Genomic DNA, 16,974 nt, shown 5'->3' with positions numbered 1-16,974 from the left:
CGGCGGCCCTGCCCCTTCTCGCCGGGGCCGCCGCGTCCGCCGCCCGCGGCGCCGCCGCTCTGGACGGGCGCGGGTGCCTCGGCGACGCCCGACGGCGTCACACCGGCGACCGTGATCTGCACGCCCTGGTCGGCCAGGGCCTGCAACTCCGTGCCGGGGCGCTCCTCGTGGGGCGGCGGCTTGTCCGTCACCAGGCGGGTGATGACGTCGGTGGGCACCGTCTGGAACATGGTGTCCGTACCGAGCTTCGTATGGTCCGCCAGGACGACGACCTCCGCCGCCGCCTGCACCAGCGCCCTGTCGACGCTCGCGGAGAGCATGTTGGACGTGGAGAGCCCGCGCTCGGCGGTCAGCCCGCTGCCCGAGAGGAAGGCCCGCGAGACGCGCAGCCCTTGCAGCGACTGCTCCGCGCCGCTGCCCACCAGCGCGTAGTTGGAGCCGCGCAGGGTGCCGCCCGTCATCACCACCTCGACGCGATTGGCATGCGCCAACGCCTGGGCGACGAGCAGGGAGTTGGTGACGACCGTCAGGCCCGGGACGCGTGCCAGCCTGCGGGCCAGCTCCTGCGTCGTCGTACCCGCGCCGACGACGATGGCCTCGCCCTCCTCGACGAGGCCCGCCGCGAGATCGGCGATCGCCGTCTTCTCGGCTGTCGCCATATGGGACTTCTGCGGGAACCCCGTCTCGCGGGTGAATCCTCCGGGCAGCACGGCACCGCCGTGCCTGCGGTCGAGGAGTCCCTCGGCCTCCAGCGCACGTACGTCACGGCGCACTGTCACTTCGGAGGTCTGGACGACGCGGGCGAGCTCACGGAGCGACACGGCACCGTTGGCGCGCACCATTTCAAGGATCAATTGGCGACGTTCTGCAGCGAACACGGAACTGACAGTAACGCCAACGACCGTCTGCTTTCAGCAGTTTTCGTCGATTATTGGAAGTTGTCCATAGCTGCTCTTGCGGCGTGCTATAGGAACAACCGGGACGAACCGGCCGTACGGTTCGGCACGTTGGGCCGTCCCGACCCCATCCCCTGCCGCGTCCACGGGAGTTGACCGGGTGCCGCCTGCGTCGCCGCGCCGCCCCGTCCGTACGCTCAGGCGTCCTCGGCCGTCTTCCGCGTGTGCAACTGCCGCGCCACCTCGCCGATCGAGCCCGTCAGCGACGGATAGACGGTGAAGGTGTTCGCGATCTGCCCGACCGTCAGGTTGTTGTCGACCGCCACCGACAGCGGATGGATCAGCTCGCTCGCCCGCGGCGCCACGACCACGCCGCCCACGACGATGCCCGTGCCCGGCCGGCAGAACAGCTTCACGAACCCGTCCCGGATGCCCTGCATCTTCGCGCGCGGATTGCGCGCCAGCGGCAGCTTCACGCACCAGGCGTCCATCCGGCCGCTGTCCACGTCCGCCTGGCTGTAGCCGACGGTGGCGATCTCGGGGTCGGTGAAGACGTTCGCCGAGACGGCCTTGAGGTTGAGCGGCGTCACGGTCTCGCCGAGGAAGTGGTACATCGCGATACGGCCCTGCATCGCCGCGACCGACGCCAGCGCGAAGACGCCGGTGCAGTCGCCCGCCGCGTAGACGGCGGGAGCGGACGTACGGGAGACCTTGTCGGTCAGGATGTGCCCGGACTCCTTCAGCCGTACGCCGGCCTCCTCCAGGCCCATCTCGGCGGTGTTCGGGACGGCGCCGACCGCCACCAGACAGTGGCTGCCGGTGATCGTACGGCCGTCCTGGAGCTCCACCTCGACCTTGTCGCCGACGCGCTTCGCCGAGGCCGCGCGCGAGCGCGCCATGACGTTCATGCCGCGGCGCCGGAAGACGTCCTCCAGCACGGCGGCGGCGTCCGGGTCCTCGCCGGGCAGCACCCGGTCCCGCGAGGAGACCAGCGTGACCTGCGAGCCCAACGCCTGGTAGGCGCCCGCGAATTCGGCACCCGTGACACCGGAGCCGACGACGATCAGCTCCTCGGGCAGCTCCTCCAGGTCGTAGACCTGCTTCCAGTTGAGGATCCGCTCGCCGTCGGGCTGCGCGTCCGGAATCTCACGGGGATGGCCGCCGGTCGCCACCAGCACCGCGTCGGCCGCGAGCCGCTCCTCGCCCTCCCCGGCGGCGTCGCCGGTCGGCGTGACGACGACCTCGCGCGAACCGTCCGGGGCCTGCGACGCCGCCAGCCGGCCCCTGCCGCGCAGCACGCGTACGCCCGCGCGCGTCACCGACGCGACGATGTCCTGCGACTGCGCGAGCGCCAGCCGCTTCACCCGGCGGTTGACCTTGCCGAGGTCGACGCCGACGACGCGGGCGGGGTCGTCCGGGTCGTGCGTGCTGTCCTCGACGCGGATGCCCAGCTCCTCGTAGGAGGAGTCGAAGTTCGTCATGACCTCGGCCGTGGCGATGAGGGTCTTGGAGGGCACGCAGTCGGTGAGCACCGACGCGCCTCCCAGGCCGTCACAGTCCACGACGGTCACTTCGGCGCCGAGCTGCGCCGCCACGAGGGCGGCCTCGTAGCCGCCGGGTCCGCCACCAATGATCACGATCCGAGTCACCGGTCCATTGTCCCGCACATGCTTGCGGGCGCGGGGCGGGGGCCGGGCGGTGCCGGGCTGGGGGCCGGGCTCGGCCCGGGCAGGAGCGGCACCCCCGCCACCCGGTTCGCCACCGCCGCCCCCGGGACGGACTCCCGTACCCTCGTCGTCATGTCCCTCTACGCCGCTTACGCCGCGAACCTCGACGCGCGGCTGATGTCGCGCCGGGCCCCGCACTCTCCGCTGCAGGGCACAGGGTGGGTCACCGACTGGCGCCTGACCTTCGGCGGCGAACAGATGGGCTGGGAGGGCGCGCTGGCGACGATCGTCGAGGCGGCGCCCGGATCACAGGTCTTCGTCGCGCTGTACGACGTCGCGCCCATGGACGAGGACTCCCTGGACCGCTGGGAGGGCGTCGGCATGGGCATCTACCGGCGCACGAAGGTCCGCGTCCACACCCTGGACGGCGAGGTCACGGCCTGGTGCTACGTCCTCAACGGCTACGAGGGCGGCCTCCCCTCGGCCCGCTACCTGGGCGACATCGCGGACGCGGCGGAGTCGGCGGGGGCGCCGCACGACTATGTGATGGAGCTCCGCAAGCGGCCTTGTTAGGGGTGTTCGCCTGGGGTGCGTTTGGGTTCCGGGGGCGGGCCGCTCCGGGGGTCAGTCCGGACGGCATGATTTACGGCCGTCGCCCCCCGGAACCAGATTCGTACCGCTAGGTTCGCGGGCCACAAATCACGCTTGAGTGTCCGGACATGCCCCCCTGCGCGTCCCGCCCCCTCCCGTACGTCGGCGGCTACCCCTCCGGTGGCACAAGATCAGTCATCGTCCCATTCCGAACGGGCCCGCGTACGGGCGTAGTTGCTCGGACGTACGAGAGAAACGGCCTCAAGACGCCCACGCACGGCGGCAGTTGACGGGATTGGGCGCACCCCGACGAGAGCGGCAGACGCGAGACGGCAGGAGGGGGCGGGACGCTCGGGATCTCCCCAGCGGAGCGACTTGGGGTTTCCCCAGCGGAGCGAGGGGACGGGACACCGGAGCGGACCGCCCACGAAACCACGACGAAACCCACCGCGAACACAGGGACCCTCTACGCGCGTAGGCTCTGAGCCGCTACGCTCATCGCGTGAACGAATCAGCCTCGAACACCGCCGACGATCCGTACCGTTCCGCCGATTCCGCCGCCACGCGGCTGCGGGAGCTCACCGGCACGGACAGCCACGACGTCGTCCTCGTGATGGGCTCCGGATGGGTGCCCGCCGCGGACGCGCTCGGGGTGCCCGACGCCGAGTTCCCGGTGACGGAGCTGCCCGGATTCCCCCCACCGGCCGTCGAGGGCCACGCGGGCACCGTGCGCTCCCATGAGCTGGGCGACAAGCGGGTGCTGGTCTTCCTGGGCCGCACGCACTTCTACGAGGGGCGCGGTGTCGCGTCCGTCGCGCACGGTGTCCGTACGGCCGTCGCCGCGGGCTGCAAGACCGTCGTGCTCACGAACGGCTGCGGCGGCCTGCGCGGCGACATGGTGCCGGGACAGCCCGTCCTCATCAGGGACCACATCAACCTCACGGCCACCTCCCCCATCGCCGGCGCCAACTTCGTCGACCTGACCGACCTCTACTCCCCCCGCCTCCGCGAGCTCTGCCGCGAGGTCGAACCGTCCCTCGAAGAGGGCGTGTACGTGCAGTTCCCCGGCCCGCACTACGAAACCCCCGCCGAGATCGGCATGGTCCGCGCGATCGGCGGGGACCTCGTGGGGATGTCGACCGTCCTCGAGGCGATCGCGGCCCGCGAGGCGGGTGCGGAGGTGCTGGGCATCTCCCTCGTGACCAATCTCGCGGCGGGCATGACGGGTGAACCGCTCAACCACGAGGAAGTGCTTCAGGCGGGCCGCGAGTCGGCGGCGCGCATGGGTTCGCTGCTGGCGCAGGTGCTCAGCCGGATGTGAGCGGCCGGGCAGCACGACGCCACGGGACGCTTGGGAGAGAGGCAGAGCTGTGCAGGACGACGTGACTGAGCTGGTGGCCCGCGCACGGGCCTGGCACGCCGAGGACCCGGACCCGGAGACCCGCGAGGAGCTGGCGAAGCTCATCGAGGTCGAGGACGCGGCGGAGCTGGCGGCGCGCTTCTCCGGCACCCTCCAGTTCGGTACTGCGGGACTGCGCGGCGAACTCGGCGCCGGACCCATGCGGATGAACCGTTCCGTCGTGATCCGGGCCGCGGCCGGCCTCGCCGCGTACCTTCGCGACCAAGGGGCGGCGGAGGAGGGGCCGGAGGGCCCAGGGCTGGTGGTCGTCGGGTACGACGCCCGGTACAAGAGCCACGACTTCGCGTGCGAGACGGCCTCCGTGATGACGGGCGCCGGGCTGCGGGCGGTCCTGCTGCCGCGGCCGCTGCCCACGCCCGTGCTCGCGTTCGCGATCCGGCGGCTGGGCGCGGTCGCCGGTGTGATGGTCACCGCGAGCCACAATCCGCCGCGCGACAACGGCTACAAGGTCTACCTCGGCGGGGGCTCGCAGATCGTGCCGCCCGCCGACGCCGAGATCGCCGCCCGGATCGACGCGGTCGGACCGCTCGCCGACGTGCCCCGTCCCGCCGAGGGCTGGGAGGTGCTCGGCGAGGAGATCGTCGAGAGCTATCTGGCCCGCACCGGCGCCGTCCTGACCGAGGGCATGCCCCGCGACCTGCGCGTCGTCCACACCGCGCTGCACGGGGTCGGCTCGGACACGCTGCTGGCCGCCTTCCGGCGGGCCGGCTTCCCCGAGCCCGTACCGGTGCGCCGCCAGGCCGATCCCGACCCGGACTTCCCGACCGTCTCCTTCCCCAACCCGGAGGAGCCGGGCGCCATGGATCTGGCCTTCGGGACGGCGCGCGAGACCGCCGCCGCCTCGGGCCCCGTGGACCTCGTCCTCGCCAACGACCCGGACGCCGACCGCTGCGCCGTCGCCGTGCCCGACCCGGCCGCCGACAGCGGCTGGCGGATGCTGCGCGGCGACGACGTCGGTGCGCTGCTCGCCACCCACCTCGTGCACAAGCGGGCGCGCGGCACCTTCGCCACGTCGATCGTCTCCTCGTCCCTCCTCTCCCGTATCGCGCACGCCGCGGACCTGCCGTACGAGGAGACGCTGACCGGATTCAAGTGGCTCGCGCGGGTCGACGGCATGCGTTACGCCTACGAGGAGGCGCTCGGCTACTGCGTCGACCCGGAGGGCGTCCTCGACAAGGACGGCATCACGGCCGCGCTCCTCGTCGCCGAACTGGCCGCCGAACTCAAGCAGGCGGACCGCTCGTTGAGCGATCTGCTGGACGACCTCGCCGTCGAGCACGGCCTGCACGCGACCGACCAGCTCTCGGTCCGCGTGGACGACCTCTCACGCATCGCGTCCGTGATGGAGCGGCTGCGCTCGGCCCCGCCGACGTCGCTCGCGCATCTGTCCGTGGTCTCCGCCGAGGACCTGAGCGAGGGCTCCGACCGCCTTCCGCCGACGGACGGGCTGCGCTACCACCTCGGGGGCGACCCGGAGGCGGGTGTGGAGAAGGCCCGCGTCGTGGTGCGTCCCAGCGGTACGGAGCCGAAGCTCAAGTGCTATCTGGAGGTCGTGGTGCCGGTACGCGACCAGGCCGCGCTGGCGGAGTCCCGTACGGCGGCCGAGACCGTACTGGCGGCGCTCAAGGCGGACTTGGCGGTCGCGGCAGGGCTGTAGGGCGGGGCCGCCCGACGCACGCGTTGCCGTGCCGGCGGGCGTGGTCTAACCGCCGTCCGCACGGCCGAGGTTGCCGTTGACCGTACGGGCGGCGCGCGCCGCGTCGTCGACGGTGACGACGAACTCCCGTCCGCCGGCGAGCCGGAGCCACAGCGCGTCGCCGGCCCGTAGCGAGACGGAAGTGCGCCGCGGCAGCCAGCGGTAGCCCCAGCCGCCCAGCTCCATCGGGCGCGCCCGCTTCGCGAACGCCTCGGTGATGCTCGTCAACGGGATGCGGCGGCGCAGTACGGGGACGAGGACCGAGCGGACGGTGACCCCGTGCCGGGTGACGACGACGTCCACCGCACCGAAGACGAGCAGCGTGAGCGCGACGACGAACACCCCGAGGTACGTCGGCGGTCGGTCGGTGTACAGGGACACCAGCACGAGGCAGACCACGGCGAGCACCCCGCCGCTCACCAGCATCCAGGGAACGGCGACCCGGCCTCTCCAGTCGTGCGGCGCGGTGCGGCGCCGTGCGTTCTCGCTCATGTCCTCGTCCGTCCCCTTCTCCGTGTTCCCCGTGACCGGTCCCCCGGTCCGCCGGTCCCAACCGCCGGGCGCGGGACGGCCGTTCGCGGTGCGGTACGCCGACCGCTCCGGCCCCCCGTTCCCCGGCGCTCCCGGCCGACGCCTCCCCGTTCGGGGACGCCCCAACCCTCCCCGCCGTACGGTCCGTACGGCCCGTACGCCCCGAACGGGCACACGGACCTACGGACACGGGAAGGCCCGCCGCGGACCTCGGGTGAAGTCCTCGGCGGGCCTGTGGAGTCGAGCCCGGTGTGCCGGCTCAGCGGCCGAACGCACCGCCGCGCACCGCGCTGGTGCCGAGCGGGCAGTACGCGGCGACGCGCTTCGCACCGCTCAGCACCGGCGTGACATAGCGGGTGTTGTTGGTGCAGTCGACGAAGACGCGCCAGGCGGTCCCCGAGCACGAGACCGCGAACGTACGCCCGGCGAGGTACGGGTCCCAGCAGCGCAGGGACGCGGCGGCCGCCGGCGGGGAGACGGAGCTGCCGCCCGGCAGCGCGAAGGCGGCACCGGCCCGCATGGTGCCGGTGCGCAGATCCGTCTGCGTGTAGCCGGCGTCGCCGCCGACCGGGGAGTGCGCCTGGGCGGAAGGCGCCATCACACCGCCGAACCCGAGCGCCATCGCGGCACTCGCGCCCAGCACCGCCAGAGCTTTCTTGATCTTCACGTCTGTCTCTCGCTTTCTCGTCGCTCGGCCGGAGCGGCCGAAAGGCCCGTGCAGGGCTGCGCACAGATTCCACAGACGAAAGCGGAGAGACAAGACAATTCGATTCTGGTGACGATATGCATTCGCACCCCGATCTCCGGAGTGTGGCTCCGTCACCGCCCGAAACGGATGCGCCAAGGGCGCGGCGGCGACGAGGATTTCACCCGCACGAGCGAGTCGTCGTGTCTCGGCCTGACGTGCGAGGACGCGGGCCGCGAGGGCGGCCGTACGGGAACGCCGTACGGAATCGGCAGGTCCGGCGGCGGAATGTCCATGGGCGCGTGGGCGCGCGAACTCCCTTGCACCGCGGGGGAATCGAGCGGACCGCCGTCCCACGGCGTACACGAAGGGGAACGGCGGCCCGAGCGCCGCGGGCCGGTCGCCGTGGCTCCGGCTCGGCCGCCGGGCGTCAGGTCGTCGTCAGCAGGACGGCGAGGGCGATCGCCCCGAGGAGGGCGGGGGCCGCGATCTCGTACGCCCAGCGCACGGTCACCTCGCCCTGCGCGCCCGTGCGTTCGCCGTTGTCCGCCACAAGGCCGCGGAGTTCGTCGATCGCCTGGTCGGAGGCGGCACGGCGCTCGCCGACGTCGTCGGCACCGGGCACGCCGCCCAGCCCGAAGAGACCGGTCGGCCGCGCCGGAGCGGTGGCCGTGACTCCGCGCGCGGCGGCGCGCTCCGCGCGTTCGGTCTGCCTGGCCGCGCGCTTGCGGGCCCGGAGCGAGACGGGGATCGACCAGAGCTGGTATTTGGCGCCGTCCGCGACGACCTCGCTGGAGTAGCCCGCGCGCAGGGCCTCGACCGTGCCCCACGGCACGGTGATCGTGCGGAAGGGGTTGCGTACGCGCATCTTCTCCGGGCCGGCGTAGACGGCGGGGCGGAGGGTGAAGGCGACGACCAGCGGGACGGCGAGGAGGAGTCCGAAGACGGTGGCCAGCCGCGTACGGCCGTCGCCGTTGAGGAGCGCGTCGCCGCTGATCCACAGGCCGAGCAGGAGCAGCAGGACGCCGCCGGCGAGGGCGCCGGGCGAGCGGTAGCAGCGGTCCGCGTACGCCGGGGCGCCCGGCTCCGGATCCGTCCCGGTGCCCGCGCCGGCGTCCGTCTCCGCGTCGGTGTCCGCGTCGGTGTCCGCGTCCGCGTCGGCGCTGCCCGTGCCGGTGCCCGTATCGGCGCCGGGCGGGGTCTCGTCCTCCTGCCCGTTCCGTGGGTCGCGCTCGCGCTCGGGTCGGGACTCGCTACTCATGGGGCCTGATTCTGCCGGACCGTCCGCATGGCGGACATTGCGGCTCGGCATCGATCTGCCGGGCGTCCCCGTCGTCGGTCCGCGGTCGTCCCCGTCGTCCCGCTCAACGCCCGCCGTGCGGCCCGTCGTTCGCGGTCCCGTTTCCCGACGGCCCCTACCGAGGGCGCTACGCGTGTAGATATGCTCCTCTGGTGACCATGTCTTCAGCGTCCACAGCCCCAGCGTCCACCGCCGCCGCACCGGCGTCCGCGCTCGCGGACGTGACCGCCTCCGACGCCTCGCTGCGCCGCTATCTGCACGGCCTGCCCGGTGTCGACGCGGTCGGCCTCGAAGCGCGCGCCGCGACGCTCGCCACCCGCTCGATCAAGACGACGGCGAAGGCGTACGCGCTCGACCTCGCCATCTCCATGATCGACCTGACCACCCTCGAAGGGGCCGACACCCCCGGCAAGGTCCGGTCCCTGTGCGCCAAGGGCGCCAACCCCGATCCCAGCGACCGCACCACGCCCCAAGTCGCCGCGATCTGCGTCTACTCCGACATGGCGGCGACCGCGAAGCAGGCCCTCGCCGCGGGCGGCGGCGAGCGGATCAAGGTCGCCTCGGTCGCGACCGCGTTCCCCTCCGGGCGCGCCGCCCTGTCCGTCAAGCTGGCCGACACCCGCGAGGCCGTCGCGGCCGGCGCCGACGAGATCGACATGGTGATCGACCGCGGCGCCTTCCTCGCCGGTGACTACGGCAAGGTCTTCGAGGAGATCCAGGCCGTCAAGGACGCGTGCAGACGTCCCGGGGGCGGCGAACCGGCGCATCTGAAGGTCATCTTCGAGAACGGCGAGCTGTCGACGTACGACAACATCCGCCGCGCCTCCTGGCTCGCGATGCTCGCGGGCGCCGACTTCATCAAGACCTCCACCGGCAAGGTCGCCGTGAACGCCACGCTCCCCGGCACCCTGCTGATGCTGGAGGCCGTACGCGACTTCCGCGCCGCCACCGGTACGCAGATCGGCGTGAAGCCGGCGGGCGGCATCCGTACCGCCAAGGACGCGGTCCGGTATCTCGTCGTCGTCAACGAGACGGCCGGGCCGGACTGGCTGCACCCCGACTGGTTCCGCTTCGGCGCCTCCAGCCTGCTCAACGACCTGCTCATGCAGCGCCAGAAGCTGCACACCGGCCGCTACTCCGGTCCCGACTACGTGACGGTGGACTGAGGCAGAGATGACCGACCAGATCTTCGAGTACGCACCCGCGCCCGAGTCCCGCGCGATCGTCGACATCGCCCCCTCCTACGGGCTGTTCATCGACGGCGAGTTCCGCGAGGCCGCCGACGGCAAGGTCTTCAAGACCGTCTCCCCCGCCACCGAGGAGGTGCTGAGCGAGGTGGCGCAGGCCGGTGCCGGGGACGTCGACGACGCGGTGCGCGCGGCCCGTACGGCCTTCGCCCCGTGGTCCGCGCTGCCCGGCGCCGAGCGCGCGAAGTACATCTTCCGGATCGCCCGTGTGCTGCAGGAGCGCGCCCGCGAACTGGCCGTCCTGGAGACGCTGGACAACGGCAAGCCGATCCGCGAGACGCGCGACGCCGACCTTCCCCTCGTCGCGGCGCACTTCTTCTACTACGCGGGCTGGGCCGACAAGCTGGAGCACGCCGGAATGGGGCCCGCCCCGCGGCCGCTCGGCGTCGCCGGGCAGATCATCCCGTGGAACTTCCCGCTGCTGATGCTCGCGTGGAAGATCGCACCGGCGCTGGCCACCGGCAACACCGTGGTGCTCAAGCCCGCCGAGACGACGCCGCTCTCGGCCCTGTTCTTCGCGGACGTGTGCCGCCAGGCGGGCCTGCCCAAGGGCGTGGTCAACATCGTGACCGGGGACGGCGCGACGGGCGCCGAGCTGGTCGCACACCCCGGCATCGACAAGGTCGCCTTCACCGGTTCGACGGCCGTCGGCAAGCAGATCGCCCGTACGGTCGCCGGTACGCACAAGAAGCTCACGCTCGAACTGGGCGGCAAGGGCGCCAACATCGTCTTCGACGACGCCCCGGTCGACCAGGCCGTCGAGGGCATCGTCAACGGCATCTACTTCAACCAGGGCCAGGTCTGCTGCGCGGGCTCGCGTCTGCTCGTCCAGGAGTCCGTGCAGGAGGAGCTGCTGGAGTCGCTGAAGCGGCGGCTGCGCACCCTCCGCGTCGGCGACCCGATGGACAAGAACACCGACGTCGGCGCCATCAACTCCGCCGAACAGCTCGCCCGCATCCGGGAGTTGGCCGACTCCGGTGAGGCCGAGGGCGCGGAGCGCTGGTCCGCGCCCTGCGAACTGCCCGGCAACGGCTACTGGTTCGCGCCGACGCTCTTCACCGGCGTCAGCCAGGCGCACCGCATCGCCCGCGAGGAGATCTTCGGGCCGGTGCTGTCCGTGCTGACCTTCCGCACGCCGGACGAGGCCGTCGCGAAGGCCAACAACACGCCGTACGGCCTCTCGGCGGGCATCTGGACGGAGAAGGGCTCGCGCATCCTGTCCATGGCGAACAAGCTCCGGGCGGGCGTCGTCTGGGCGAACACGTTCAACAAGTTCGACCCGACCTCGCCCTTCGGCGGCTACAAGGAGTCGGGTTTCGGCCGCGAAGGCGGGCGGCACGGTCTGGAGGCGTACCTCGATGTCCGATGAACCGAAGCGGAAGACGGCGAAGGCAGCGAAGCCGGCGAAGTCCGGAACGTCCGCGACATCCGGGAAGACGGCCACGTCCCAGTCCCCCAAGTCACCGGCGACCGCGCGGACTTCGGGCCGTACGCCGGTCGGTGCGGCGCGCGGCCGGGTCGACGTGCTGAAGACGTACAAGCTCTTCATCGGCGGCAAGTTCCCGCGCAGCGAGAGCGGACGGGTGTACGAGGTGACCGACTCCGAGGGCAACTGGCTGGCCAACGCGCCGCTCTCCTCCCGCAAGGACGCCCGCGACGCGGTCGCCGCCGCGCGCAAGGCGTTCGGCGGCTGGTCGGGCGCGACGGCCTACAACCGCGGGCAGATCCTCTACCGCGTCGCCGAGATGCTGGAGGGCCGCCGCGAGCAGTTCACGGCCGAAGTCGCCGCCGGCGAGGGGCTGTCGAAGGCGGCGGCGTCCGCGCAGGTGGACGCCGCGATCGACCGCTGGGTCTGGTATGCGGGCTGGTCCGACAAGATCGCCCAGGTCGCGGGCGGCGCGAACCCCGTGGCCGGGCCGTTCTTCAACCTCTCCACGCCCGAACCGACCGGTGTCGTCGCCGTACTGGCACCGCAGGACTCCTCGTTCCTCGGCCTCGCCTCGGTGCTCGCGCCCGTGGTCGTCACGGGCAACACCGCGCTCGTGGTGCCCTCGGAGCGCGCGCCGCTGCCCGCGCTGTCCCTGTCGGAGGTGCTGGCCACCTCCGACGTGCCGGGCGGTGTCGTCAACGTCCTCTCCGGCCGTACGCGGGAGGTCGGCTCGGCGCTGGCCGCGCACCAGGACGTCAACGCCCTGGATCTGGCGGGCACTTCGGGCGATCCGGAACTGGCGAAGGAGCTGGAGACGGCCGCCGCGGAGAATCTCAAGCGGGTGCTGCGCCCGGACGAGGACGGCACGGACTGGTCCGCGGACCCGGGCACGTCGCGGCTGCTCGCCTTCCTGGAGACGAAGACGGTCTGGCACCCGATCGGAGTGTGATCGGAGTGTGAACGGCCGCCCGCGGAACCGGAATCGGGCCCGTGCGGCGCCGGAGCGAGGCAGAAGGCCGGACCGCGGCAGAGGCGGAACAAGAGCCGTGACAAGGCCGGGCCGGGGCGCGAGAGCCGCCCCGCCCCGGCCGGTCACACCGCGGCCCGTATGGCCGACAATGGTCTCTCGTGACCGATCCCCGTGACATACCGCGCTCGCCCCGCGTCATCCTGCTCACCGGACCCTCCGGCTCCGGGAAGTCCCGGCTCTCCGCGCGCAGCGGGCTGCCCGTCATGCGTCTCGACGACTTCTACAAGCAGGCCGGCGACCCGACGCTGCCGCAGCTTCCGCACGGCATCGGCGTCGACTGGGACTCGCCCGCCTCGTGGGACGCGGACGCCGCCGTGGACGCCGTACGGGATCTGTGCACGACGGGACGCACGACCGTGCCGCTGTACGACATCGCCCAGAGCGCGCGCGTCGGCAAGGAGACGCTCGCGCTCGACGACGCGGGGCTCTTCATCGCCGAGGGGATCTTCGCCGCGGACATCGTGGGGCGCTGCCGCGAACTGGGCCTGCTCGCCGACGCGATCTGTCTGCGCGGACGGCCCTCGACGACGTTCCGGCGGCGGCTGCTGCGCGATCTGCGCGAGGGGCGGAAGTCGGCGCCGTTCCTGGTGCGCCGCGGCTGGCGGCTGCTGCGCGCCGAAGGGGCGATCGTGGAGCGGCACCGGAGGCTGGGCGCGTACCCGTGCGCGCGGGACGAGGCGGCGGAGCGGATACGACGGGTGCGTGCGGCGCACACCGCGAAGACTCCGGGGTGAGCACCGGCGTCCCGGCGCACCTCGGCTCACAACGCCGGCACACCCCAACTCACAAAGGGAGAGAGCGGGTTCGGGCGAACCCCCCGGTTGCCCGTCCCCGCTCTCTCGCGTCCCGTCCCCCCGGACGGGTCCCCGTGTTTCCCCTCTGTTCCCCCGTTCTCCCTCCCTCGGGGCTCCCCTGCCCCGTACCCGAGGGCTCCCGTCGAGGACCATCCCCCGGTCCTCGTCCCTCGAGGTCTGTGCGTCAGGCGACCAGTTCGCCGAACGACTCCTCCTGGTCCCTGCCGAAGCTGAGCACTTCGTCGTCGCGCAGCCGGCGCAGCGAGCGCCAGATGCTGCTCTTGACCGTGCCGACGCTGATGCCGAGTATCCCGGCGATCTCCGGGTCCGTACGGCCCTCGTAGTAGCGCAACACCAGCATCGTGCGCTGGAGTTCGGGCAGCCGGGCGAGCGCCTGCCAGAGCACGGTGCGCAGTTCGGTGCCGCGCATCGCGTCCTGGTCGCCGGCGGTCTCCGGCAGCTCCTCCGTCGGGTACTCGTTGAGCTTGCGGCGGCGCCACGCGCTGATGTGCAGATTCGTCATGGTGCGGCGCAGATAGCCGCCGAGCGCCGCCTTGTCGCTGATGCGGTCCCACGCGCGGTACGTGGAGAACAGCGCGCTCTGCAACAGGTCCTCGGCCTCGAAGCGGTCGCCCGTGAGGTGGTATGCGGTGGCGTACAGGGAGGCTCGGCGCTCGCGTACGTAGGCGGTGAACTCCGCCTCCGACGCGGCCTCTTGCCGTGCTCCCGGCTCCTCCCTGTACTCACCGTCCCCCGTGCGGGCCTCCCCTCGAAGGCCCTCCACCGCAGCGATGTGCGGCGGGCGTGCGCGCCCGGACGAACGGACGCACCCACGTCCGAGCGTCGCGGACTTCTCAGCGACCTTGTTCCCCGGGTTCGCGGGAACCGACGGGCTGCACAGGCGCGTGTGAATGACTGCGCTGACGTTGACGTTGTCGCTGTGCAGTGTGTTCATCTTGCGCCCCCCTCGGGCAAACCTGGTCGCTCGCTGATGACGTACACATTGCCGCGTCGATTTCATCGCCAGGTCCCCCGACTGTCACAGCGGTGTCACAAGGGGCGAGGTGCCCGTGTCCTCCCTCGTGAGCTGCGGTCTCGCACCTCGGCGGGGGTCCGTGGCGGGGCCGCGTAAGGCCGGAGAACCCGGCCGCACGGTCGAAGTGCGCGGGGACCATGGGACAGAATGGCCCGCGTGCCTTTCCTGTTGCTGATCGAGGACGACGACGCTGTCCGTACGGCCCTTGAGATGGGTCTGACCCGGCAGGGTCACCGCGTGGTGACCGCCGCGTCCGGCGAGGACGGCCTCAAACTGCTGCGCGAACAGCGGCCGGACCTGATCGTGCTGGACGTGATGCTGCCGGGCATCGACGGCTTCGAGGTGTGCCGGCGCATCCGCCGCACCGACCAGTTGCCCATCATCCTGCTCACCGCGCGCAGCGACGACATCGACGTCGTGGTGGGGCTGGAGTCCGGCGCGGACGACTACGTCGTCAAACCGGTGCAGGGCAGGGTGCTGGACGCCCGCATCCGCGCGGTGATGCGGCGCGGCGAGCGCGAGTCCAACGACGCGGCGACCTTCGGCAGTCTCGTCATCGACCGCTCCGCGATGACGGTGACGAAGAACGGTGAGGACCTCCAACTGACGCCCACCGAGCTGCGGTTGCTGCTGGAGCTGAGCCGCCGTCCCGGACAGGCCCTGTCGCGGCAGCAGTTGCTGCGGCTGGTGTGGGAGCACGACTACCTCGGTGACTCGCGCCTCGTCGACGCGTGTGTGCAGCGGCTGCGCGCCAAGGTCGAGGACGTGCCGTCGTCGCCGACCCTCATCCGTACCGTCCGCGGCGTCGGTTACCGGCTGGACGCCCCGCAGTGACCGACCCGGCGCAGCCGACGCCGGAACGGGCACGGGGGCCCGGTGACGGGGGGCGGGAGGAACGCACGCGCAGGGAGCTGGAGCGCGAGGAGCGGGTGCGCGGCTGGGTCGCCGGGATGCTGCCGACGCTGCGGCTGCGGCTCGTCGTCGTCTTCGCGCTGGTGGCGCTGACGGCGGCGGTCTCCGCCTCGGGGATCGCGTACTGGCTCAACCGGGACGCCGTCCTCACCCGCACCCAGAACGCCGCGCTCAACGACTTCCGCAAGTCCATGGAGGACAGCGCCGGAAGCCTCCCCCGCCGCTACGACTGCAGCCAACTGCGCGAGGCCGCCGAGAAGATGAGCGGCACGTCGCAGAACTACGAGGTGCTGCTGACCGGTGAGGACGCCGACGGCACGCGCTGCGCGGTCGCCTCCGACCCGACGGGCTTCACGATGGACGACGTACCGGCGCGGCTGCGCACGGCCGTCGCCGAGCGCCGCCCGGTCGACAGCGGCAACTCCTACCCGTACCACCTGTACTGGCAGCGCACCTCGGAGGGCGAGGGCGACGACCCCTTCCTGGTGGGCGGCGCGAAGATGATCGGCGACGGGCCCACGCCGTCCGGCTACATGCGCAAGTCGCTCTCCCAGGAACGGGACGATCTCAGCTCCCTCGCCTGGTCGTTGGGCATCGCGACCGGTCTGGCGCTGGTGGGCGCGATGCTCCTCGCACAGGCCGCCGCGACGACCGTGCTGCGCCCGCTGCGGCGCCTCGGGGACGCCGCGCGGCGGCTGGGCGAGGGGAAGCTCGACACCCGGCTGAAGGTCTCGGGCACGGACGAACTGGCCGAGCTGTCCCGTACGTTCAACAGGACCGCGGAGTCGCTGGAGCACCGCGTGGCCGACCTCAGCGCACGGGAGGAGTCCTCGCGCCGCTTCGTCGCCGACATGTCGCACGAGCTGCGGACGCCCATGACGGCGATCTCGGCGGTCACCGAGGTGCTGGAGGAGGAGCAGGACAGTCTGGACCCGATGATCGCGCCCGCCGTACAGCTCGTGGTCAGCGAGACCCGCCGCCTGAACGACCTGGTGGAGAACCTGATGGAGGTCACACGCTTCGACGCCGGCACGGCGAAGCTCGTCCTCGACGACGTGGACGTGGCCGACCAGGTCACCGCCTGCGTCGACGCCCGCGCCTGGCTGGACGCCGTCGAACTCGACGCCGACCGGGGCCTGATGGCGCGGCTCGACCCGCGCCGCCTCGACGTCATCCTGGCGAACCTCATCGGCAACGCGCTCAAGCACGGCGGCTCGCCGGTGCGCGTCTCGGTGCGTACGGAGGAGCCGGACGCGGGCGGTTCCGGCGTGCTGCTGATCGAGGTCGCCGACCGGGGGCCGGGCATCCCCGAGGAGATGCTGCCGCACGTCTTCGACCGCTTCTTCAAGGCCAGCGCGTCCAGGCCGCGTTCGGAGGGCAGCGGCCTCGGGTTGTCGATCGCGCTGGAGAACGCGCACATCCACGGCGGCTCCATCTCGGTGCGCAACGACACGGAGCACGGCGGCGGTGCCGTCTTCACGCTGCGTCTGCCGCGCGAGTCGCGGGAGGACGAGGACGAGGAGGGCGACACGGACGCGGACGCGGGGCGCGGGGACGGCAACGGCCCGGACGACGGGAAGGGGAAGCGGAGTTGAGGCCGCCGGTGTGGGCGCGGGGGCGGCGGGTGCCGACGGGTTCGCCGGGGCCGACGAGTTCGCGGAAGCCGACGGGTTCGCGGGGCGCCACGGGACCGCGGAGAGCGCACGGGCGGGGAGCCGCCGCCGCGCTCGCGGCCGGTCT

Annotated in this window: 15 protein-coding genes; 9 read left to right on the top strand and 6 right to left on the bottom strand. The window is 72.2% G+C overall.

Annotated elements, in window-relative coordinates; genetic code table 11:
* Positions 1-842, bottom strand: an 842-nt coding sequence (locus tag AN218_RS12710) for a DeoR/GlpR family DNA-binding transcription regulator (RefSeq protein WP_244900422.1), incomplete at its 3' end; no start/stop codon positions are given.
* Between the two features lie 251 nt (positions 843-1,093).
* The gene (locus AN218_RS12705) at positions 1,094-2,545 is read right to left on the bottom strand and encodes an NAD(P)H-quinone dehydrogenase (protein ID WP_070016956.1); all 1,452 of its coding nucleotides are present in this window, start codon (positions 2,543-2,545) and stop codon (positions 1,094-1,096) included.
* A 150-nt stretch (positions 2,546-2,695) separates the two neighbouring features.
* Between AN218_RS12705 and AN218_RS12700 the strand changes: the two genes are divergently transcribed.
* The 3 genes from AN218_RS12700 to AN218_RS12690 all read left to right on the top strand — a co-directional run bounded on the left by AN218_RS12700 (position 2,696) and on the right by AN218_RS12690 (position 6,231).
* Positions 2,696-3,136 (top strand): gamma-glutamylcyclotransferase family protein, encoded by a 441-nt coding sequence (locus AN218_RS12700; protein ID WP_070016960.1) that lies wholly within the window; start codon positions 2,696-2,698, stop codon positions 3,134-3,136.
* 520 nt (positions 3,137-3,656) lie between these two features.
* Positions 3,657-4,475: a purine-nucleoside phosphorylase gene (locus tag AN218_RS12695; protein WP_070016955.1), complete on the top strand. Its 819-nt coding sequence runs from the start codon at positions 3,657-3,659 to the stop codon at positions 4,473-4,475.
* 61 nt (positions 4,476-4,536) lie between these two features.
* The gene (locus AN218_RS12690; RefSeq protein WP_244900421.1) at positions 4,537-6,231 is read left to right on the top strand and encodes a phospho-sugar mutase; all 1,695 of its coding nucleotides are present in this window, start codon (positions 4,537-4,539) and stop codon (positions 6,229-6,231) included.
* A gap of 45 nt (positions 6,232-6,276) precedes the next feature.
* On the opposite strand, the gene AN218_RS12685 is transcribed toward AN218_RS12690, so the two are convergent.
* From AN218_RS12685 to AN218_RS12675, 3 genes are all read right to left on the bottom strand, one after another.
* Entirely contained in the window at positions 6,277-6,762 is a 486-nt protein-coding gene (locus AN218_RS12685) for a hypothetical protein (protein ID WP_070016953.1), read from the bottom strand.
* A gap of 298 nt (positions 6,763-7,060) precedes the next feature.
* A complete protein-coding gene (locus tag AN218_RS12680; RefSeq protein ID WP_070016952.1) occupies positions 7,061-7,468 on the bottom strand; it encodes a hypothetical protein in 408 nt (135 codons plus the stop codon).
* 448 nt (positions 7,469-7,916) lie between these two features.
* Positions 7,917-8,747: a PH domain-containing protein gene (locus AN218_RS12675; protein ID WP_070016951.1), complete on the bottom strand. Its 831-nt coding sequence runs from the start codon at positions 8,745-8,747 to the stop codon at positions 7,917-7,919.
* A gap of 197 nt (positions 8,748-8,944) precedes the next feature.
* Between AN218_RS12675 and deoC the strand changes: the two genes are divergently transcribed.
* From deoC to AN218_RS12655, 4 genes are all read left to right on the top strand, one after another.
* The gene (deoC, locus tag AN218_RS12670) at positions 8,945-9,952 is read left to right on the top strand and encodes a deoxyribose-phosphate aldolase (RefSeq protein WP_070016959.1); all 1,008 of its coding nucleotides are present in this window, start codon (positions 8,945-8,947) and stop codon (positions 9,950-9,952) included.
* 7 nt (positions 9,953-9,959) lie between these two features.
* A complete protein-coding gene (locus AN218_RS12665; RefSeq protein WP_070016950.1) occupies positions 9,960-11,402 on the top strand; it encodes an aldehyde dehydrogenase family protein in 1,443 nt (480 codons plus the stop codon).
* Positions 11,392-12,411 carry an aldehyde dehydrogenase family protein gene (locus tag AN218_RS12660; protein ID WP_079132107.1) on the top strand — a complete coding sequence of 340 codons (1,020 nt, stop codon included), beginning with the start codon at positions 11,392-11,394 and terminating at the stop codon, positions 12,409-12,411. Before AN218_RS12665 ends, AN218_RS12660 begins: the two co-directional genes overlap by 11 nt.
* Positions 12,412-12,590: 179 nt before the next feature.
* Positions 12,591-13,226, top strand: a complete 636-nt coding sequence (locus AN218_RS12655) for a hypothetical protein (RefSeq protein ID WP_070016949.1) — start codon at positions 12,591-12,593, stop codon at positions 13,224-13,226.
* Positions 13,227-13,470: 244 nt separating this feature from the next.
* Here AN218_RS12655 and AN218_RS12650 read toward each other — a convergent pair whose 3' ends face one another.
* Positions 13,471-14,241: a SigE family RNA polymerase sigma factor gene (locus tag AN218_RS12650; RefSeq protein ID WP_070016948.1), complete on the bottom strand. Its 771-nt coding sequence runs from the start codon at positions 14,239-14,241 to the stop codon at positions 13,471-13,473.
* 237 nt (positions 14,242-14,478) lie between these two features.
* On the opposite strand from AN218_RS12650, the gene afsQ1 reads away from it, so the two are divergent.
* Complete coding sequence (gene afsQ1, locus AN218_RS12645; protein ID WP_079132109.1) at positions 14,479-15,156, top strand: two-component system response regulator AfsQ1; 678 nt, start codon at positions 14,479-14,481, stop codon at positions 15,154-15,156.
* Positions 15,054-16,829: an ATP-binding protein gene (locus AN218_RS12640; protein ID WP_420855967.1), complete on the top strand. Its 1,776-nt coding sequence runs from the start codon at positions 15,054-15,056 to the stop codon at positions 16,827-16,829. The genes afsQ1 and AN218_RS12640 overlap by 103 nt, the downstream gene beginning before the upstream one ends.
* The last annotated feature ends 145 nt before the right edge of the window (positions 16,830-16,974 follow it).

It is taken from the genome of Streptomyces nanshensis (assembly GCF_001751255.1).
In the GTDB taxonomy this organism is placed as follows: domain Bacteria; phylum Actinomycetota; class Actinomycetes; order Streptomycetales; family Streptomycetaceae; genus Streptomyces; species Streptomyces nanshensis_A.
The sequence above is the reverse complement of the archived record's forward strand: the minus strand, read 5'-3'. Positions and strand labels throughout refer to the sequence as shown.

Excerpts from the sequence above, each read along its gene's own strand:
- AN218_RS12650 (WP_070016948.1), bottom strand. The coding sequence starts at position 14,241 with ATGAACACACTGCACAGCGACAACGTCAACGTCAGCGCAGTCATTCAC.
- AN218_RS12685 (WP_070016953.1), bottom strand. The coding sequence starts at position 6,762 with ATGAGCGAGAACGCACGGCGCCGCACCGCGCCGCACGACTGGAGAGGC.
- AN218_RS12665 (WP_070016950.1), top strand. The coding sequence starts at position 9,960 with ATGACCGACCAGATCTTCGAGTACGCACCCGCGCCCGAGTCCCGCGCG.
- AN218_RS12675 (WP_070016951.1), bottom strand. The coding sequence starts at position 8,747 with ATGAGTAGCGAGTCCCGACCCGAGCGCGAGCGCGACCCACGGAACGGG.
- AN218_RS12700 (WP_070016960.1), top strand. The coding sequence starts at position 2,696 with ATGTCCCTCTACGCCGCTTACGCCGCGAACCTCGACGCGCGGCTGATG.
- AN218_RS12660 (WP_079132107.1), top strand. The coding sequence starts at position 11,392 with ATGTCCGATGAACCGAAGCGGAAGACGGCGAAGGCAGCGAAGCCGGCG.
- deoC (WP_070016959.1), top strand. The coding sequence starts at position 8,945 with ATGTCTTCAGCGTCCACAGCCCCAGCGTCCACCGCCGCCGCACCGGCG.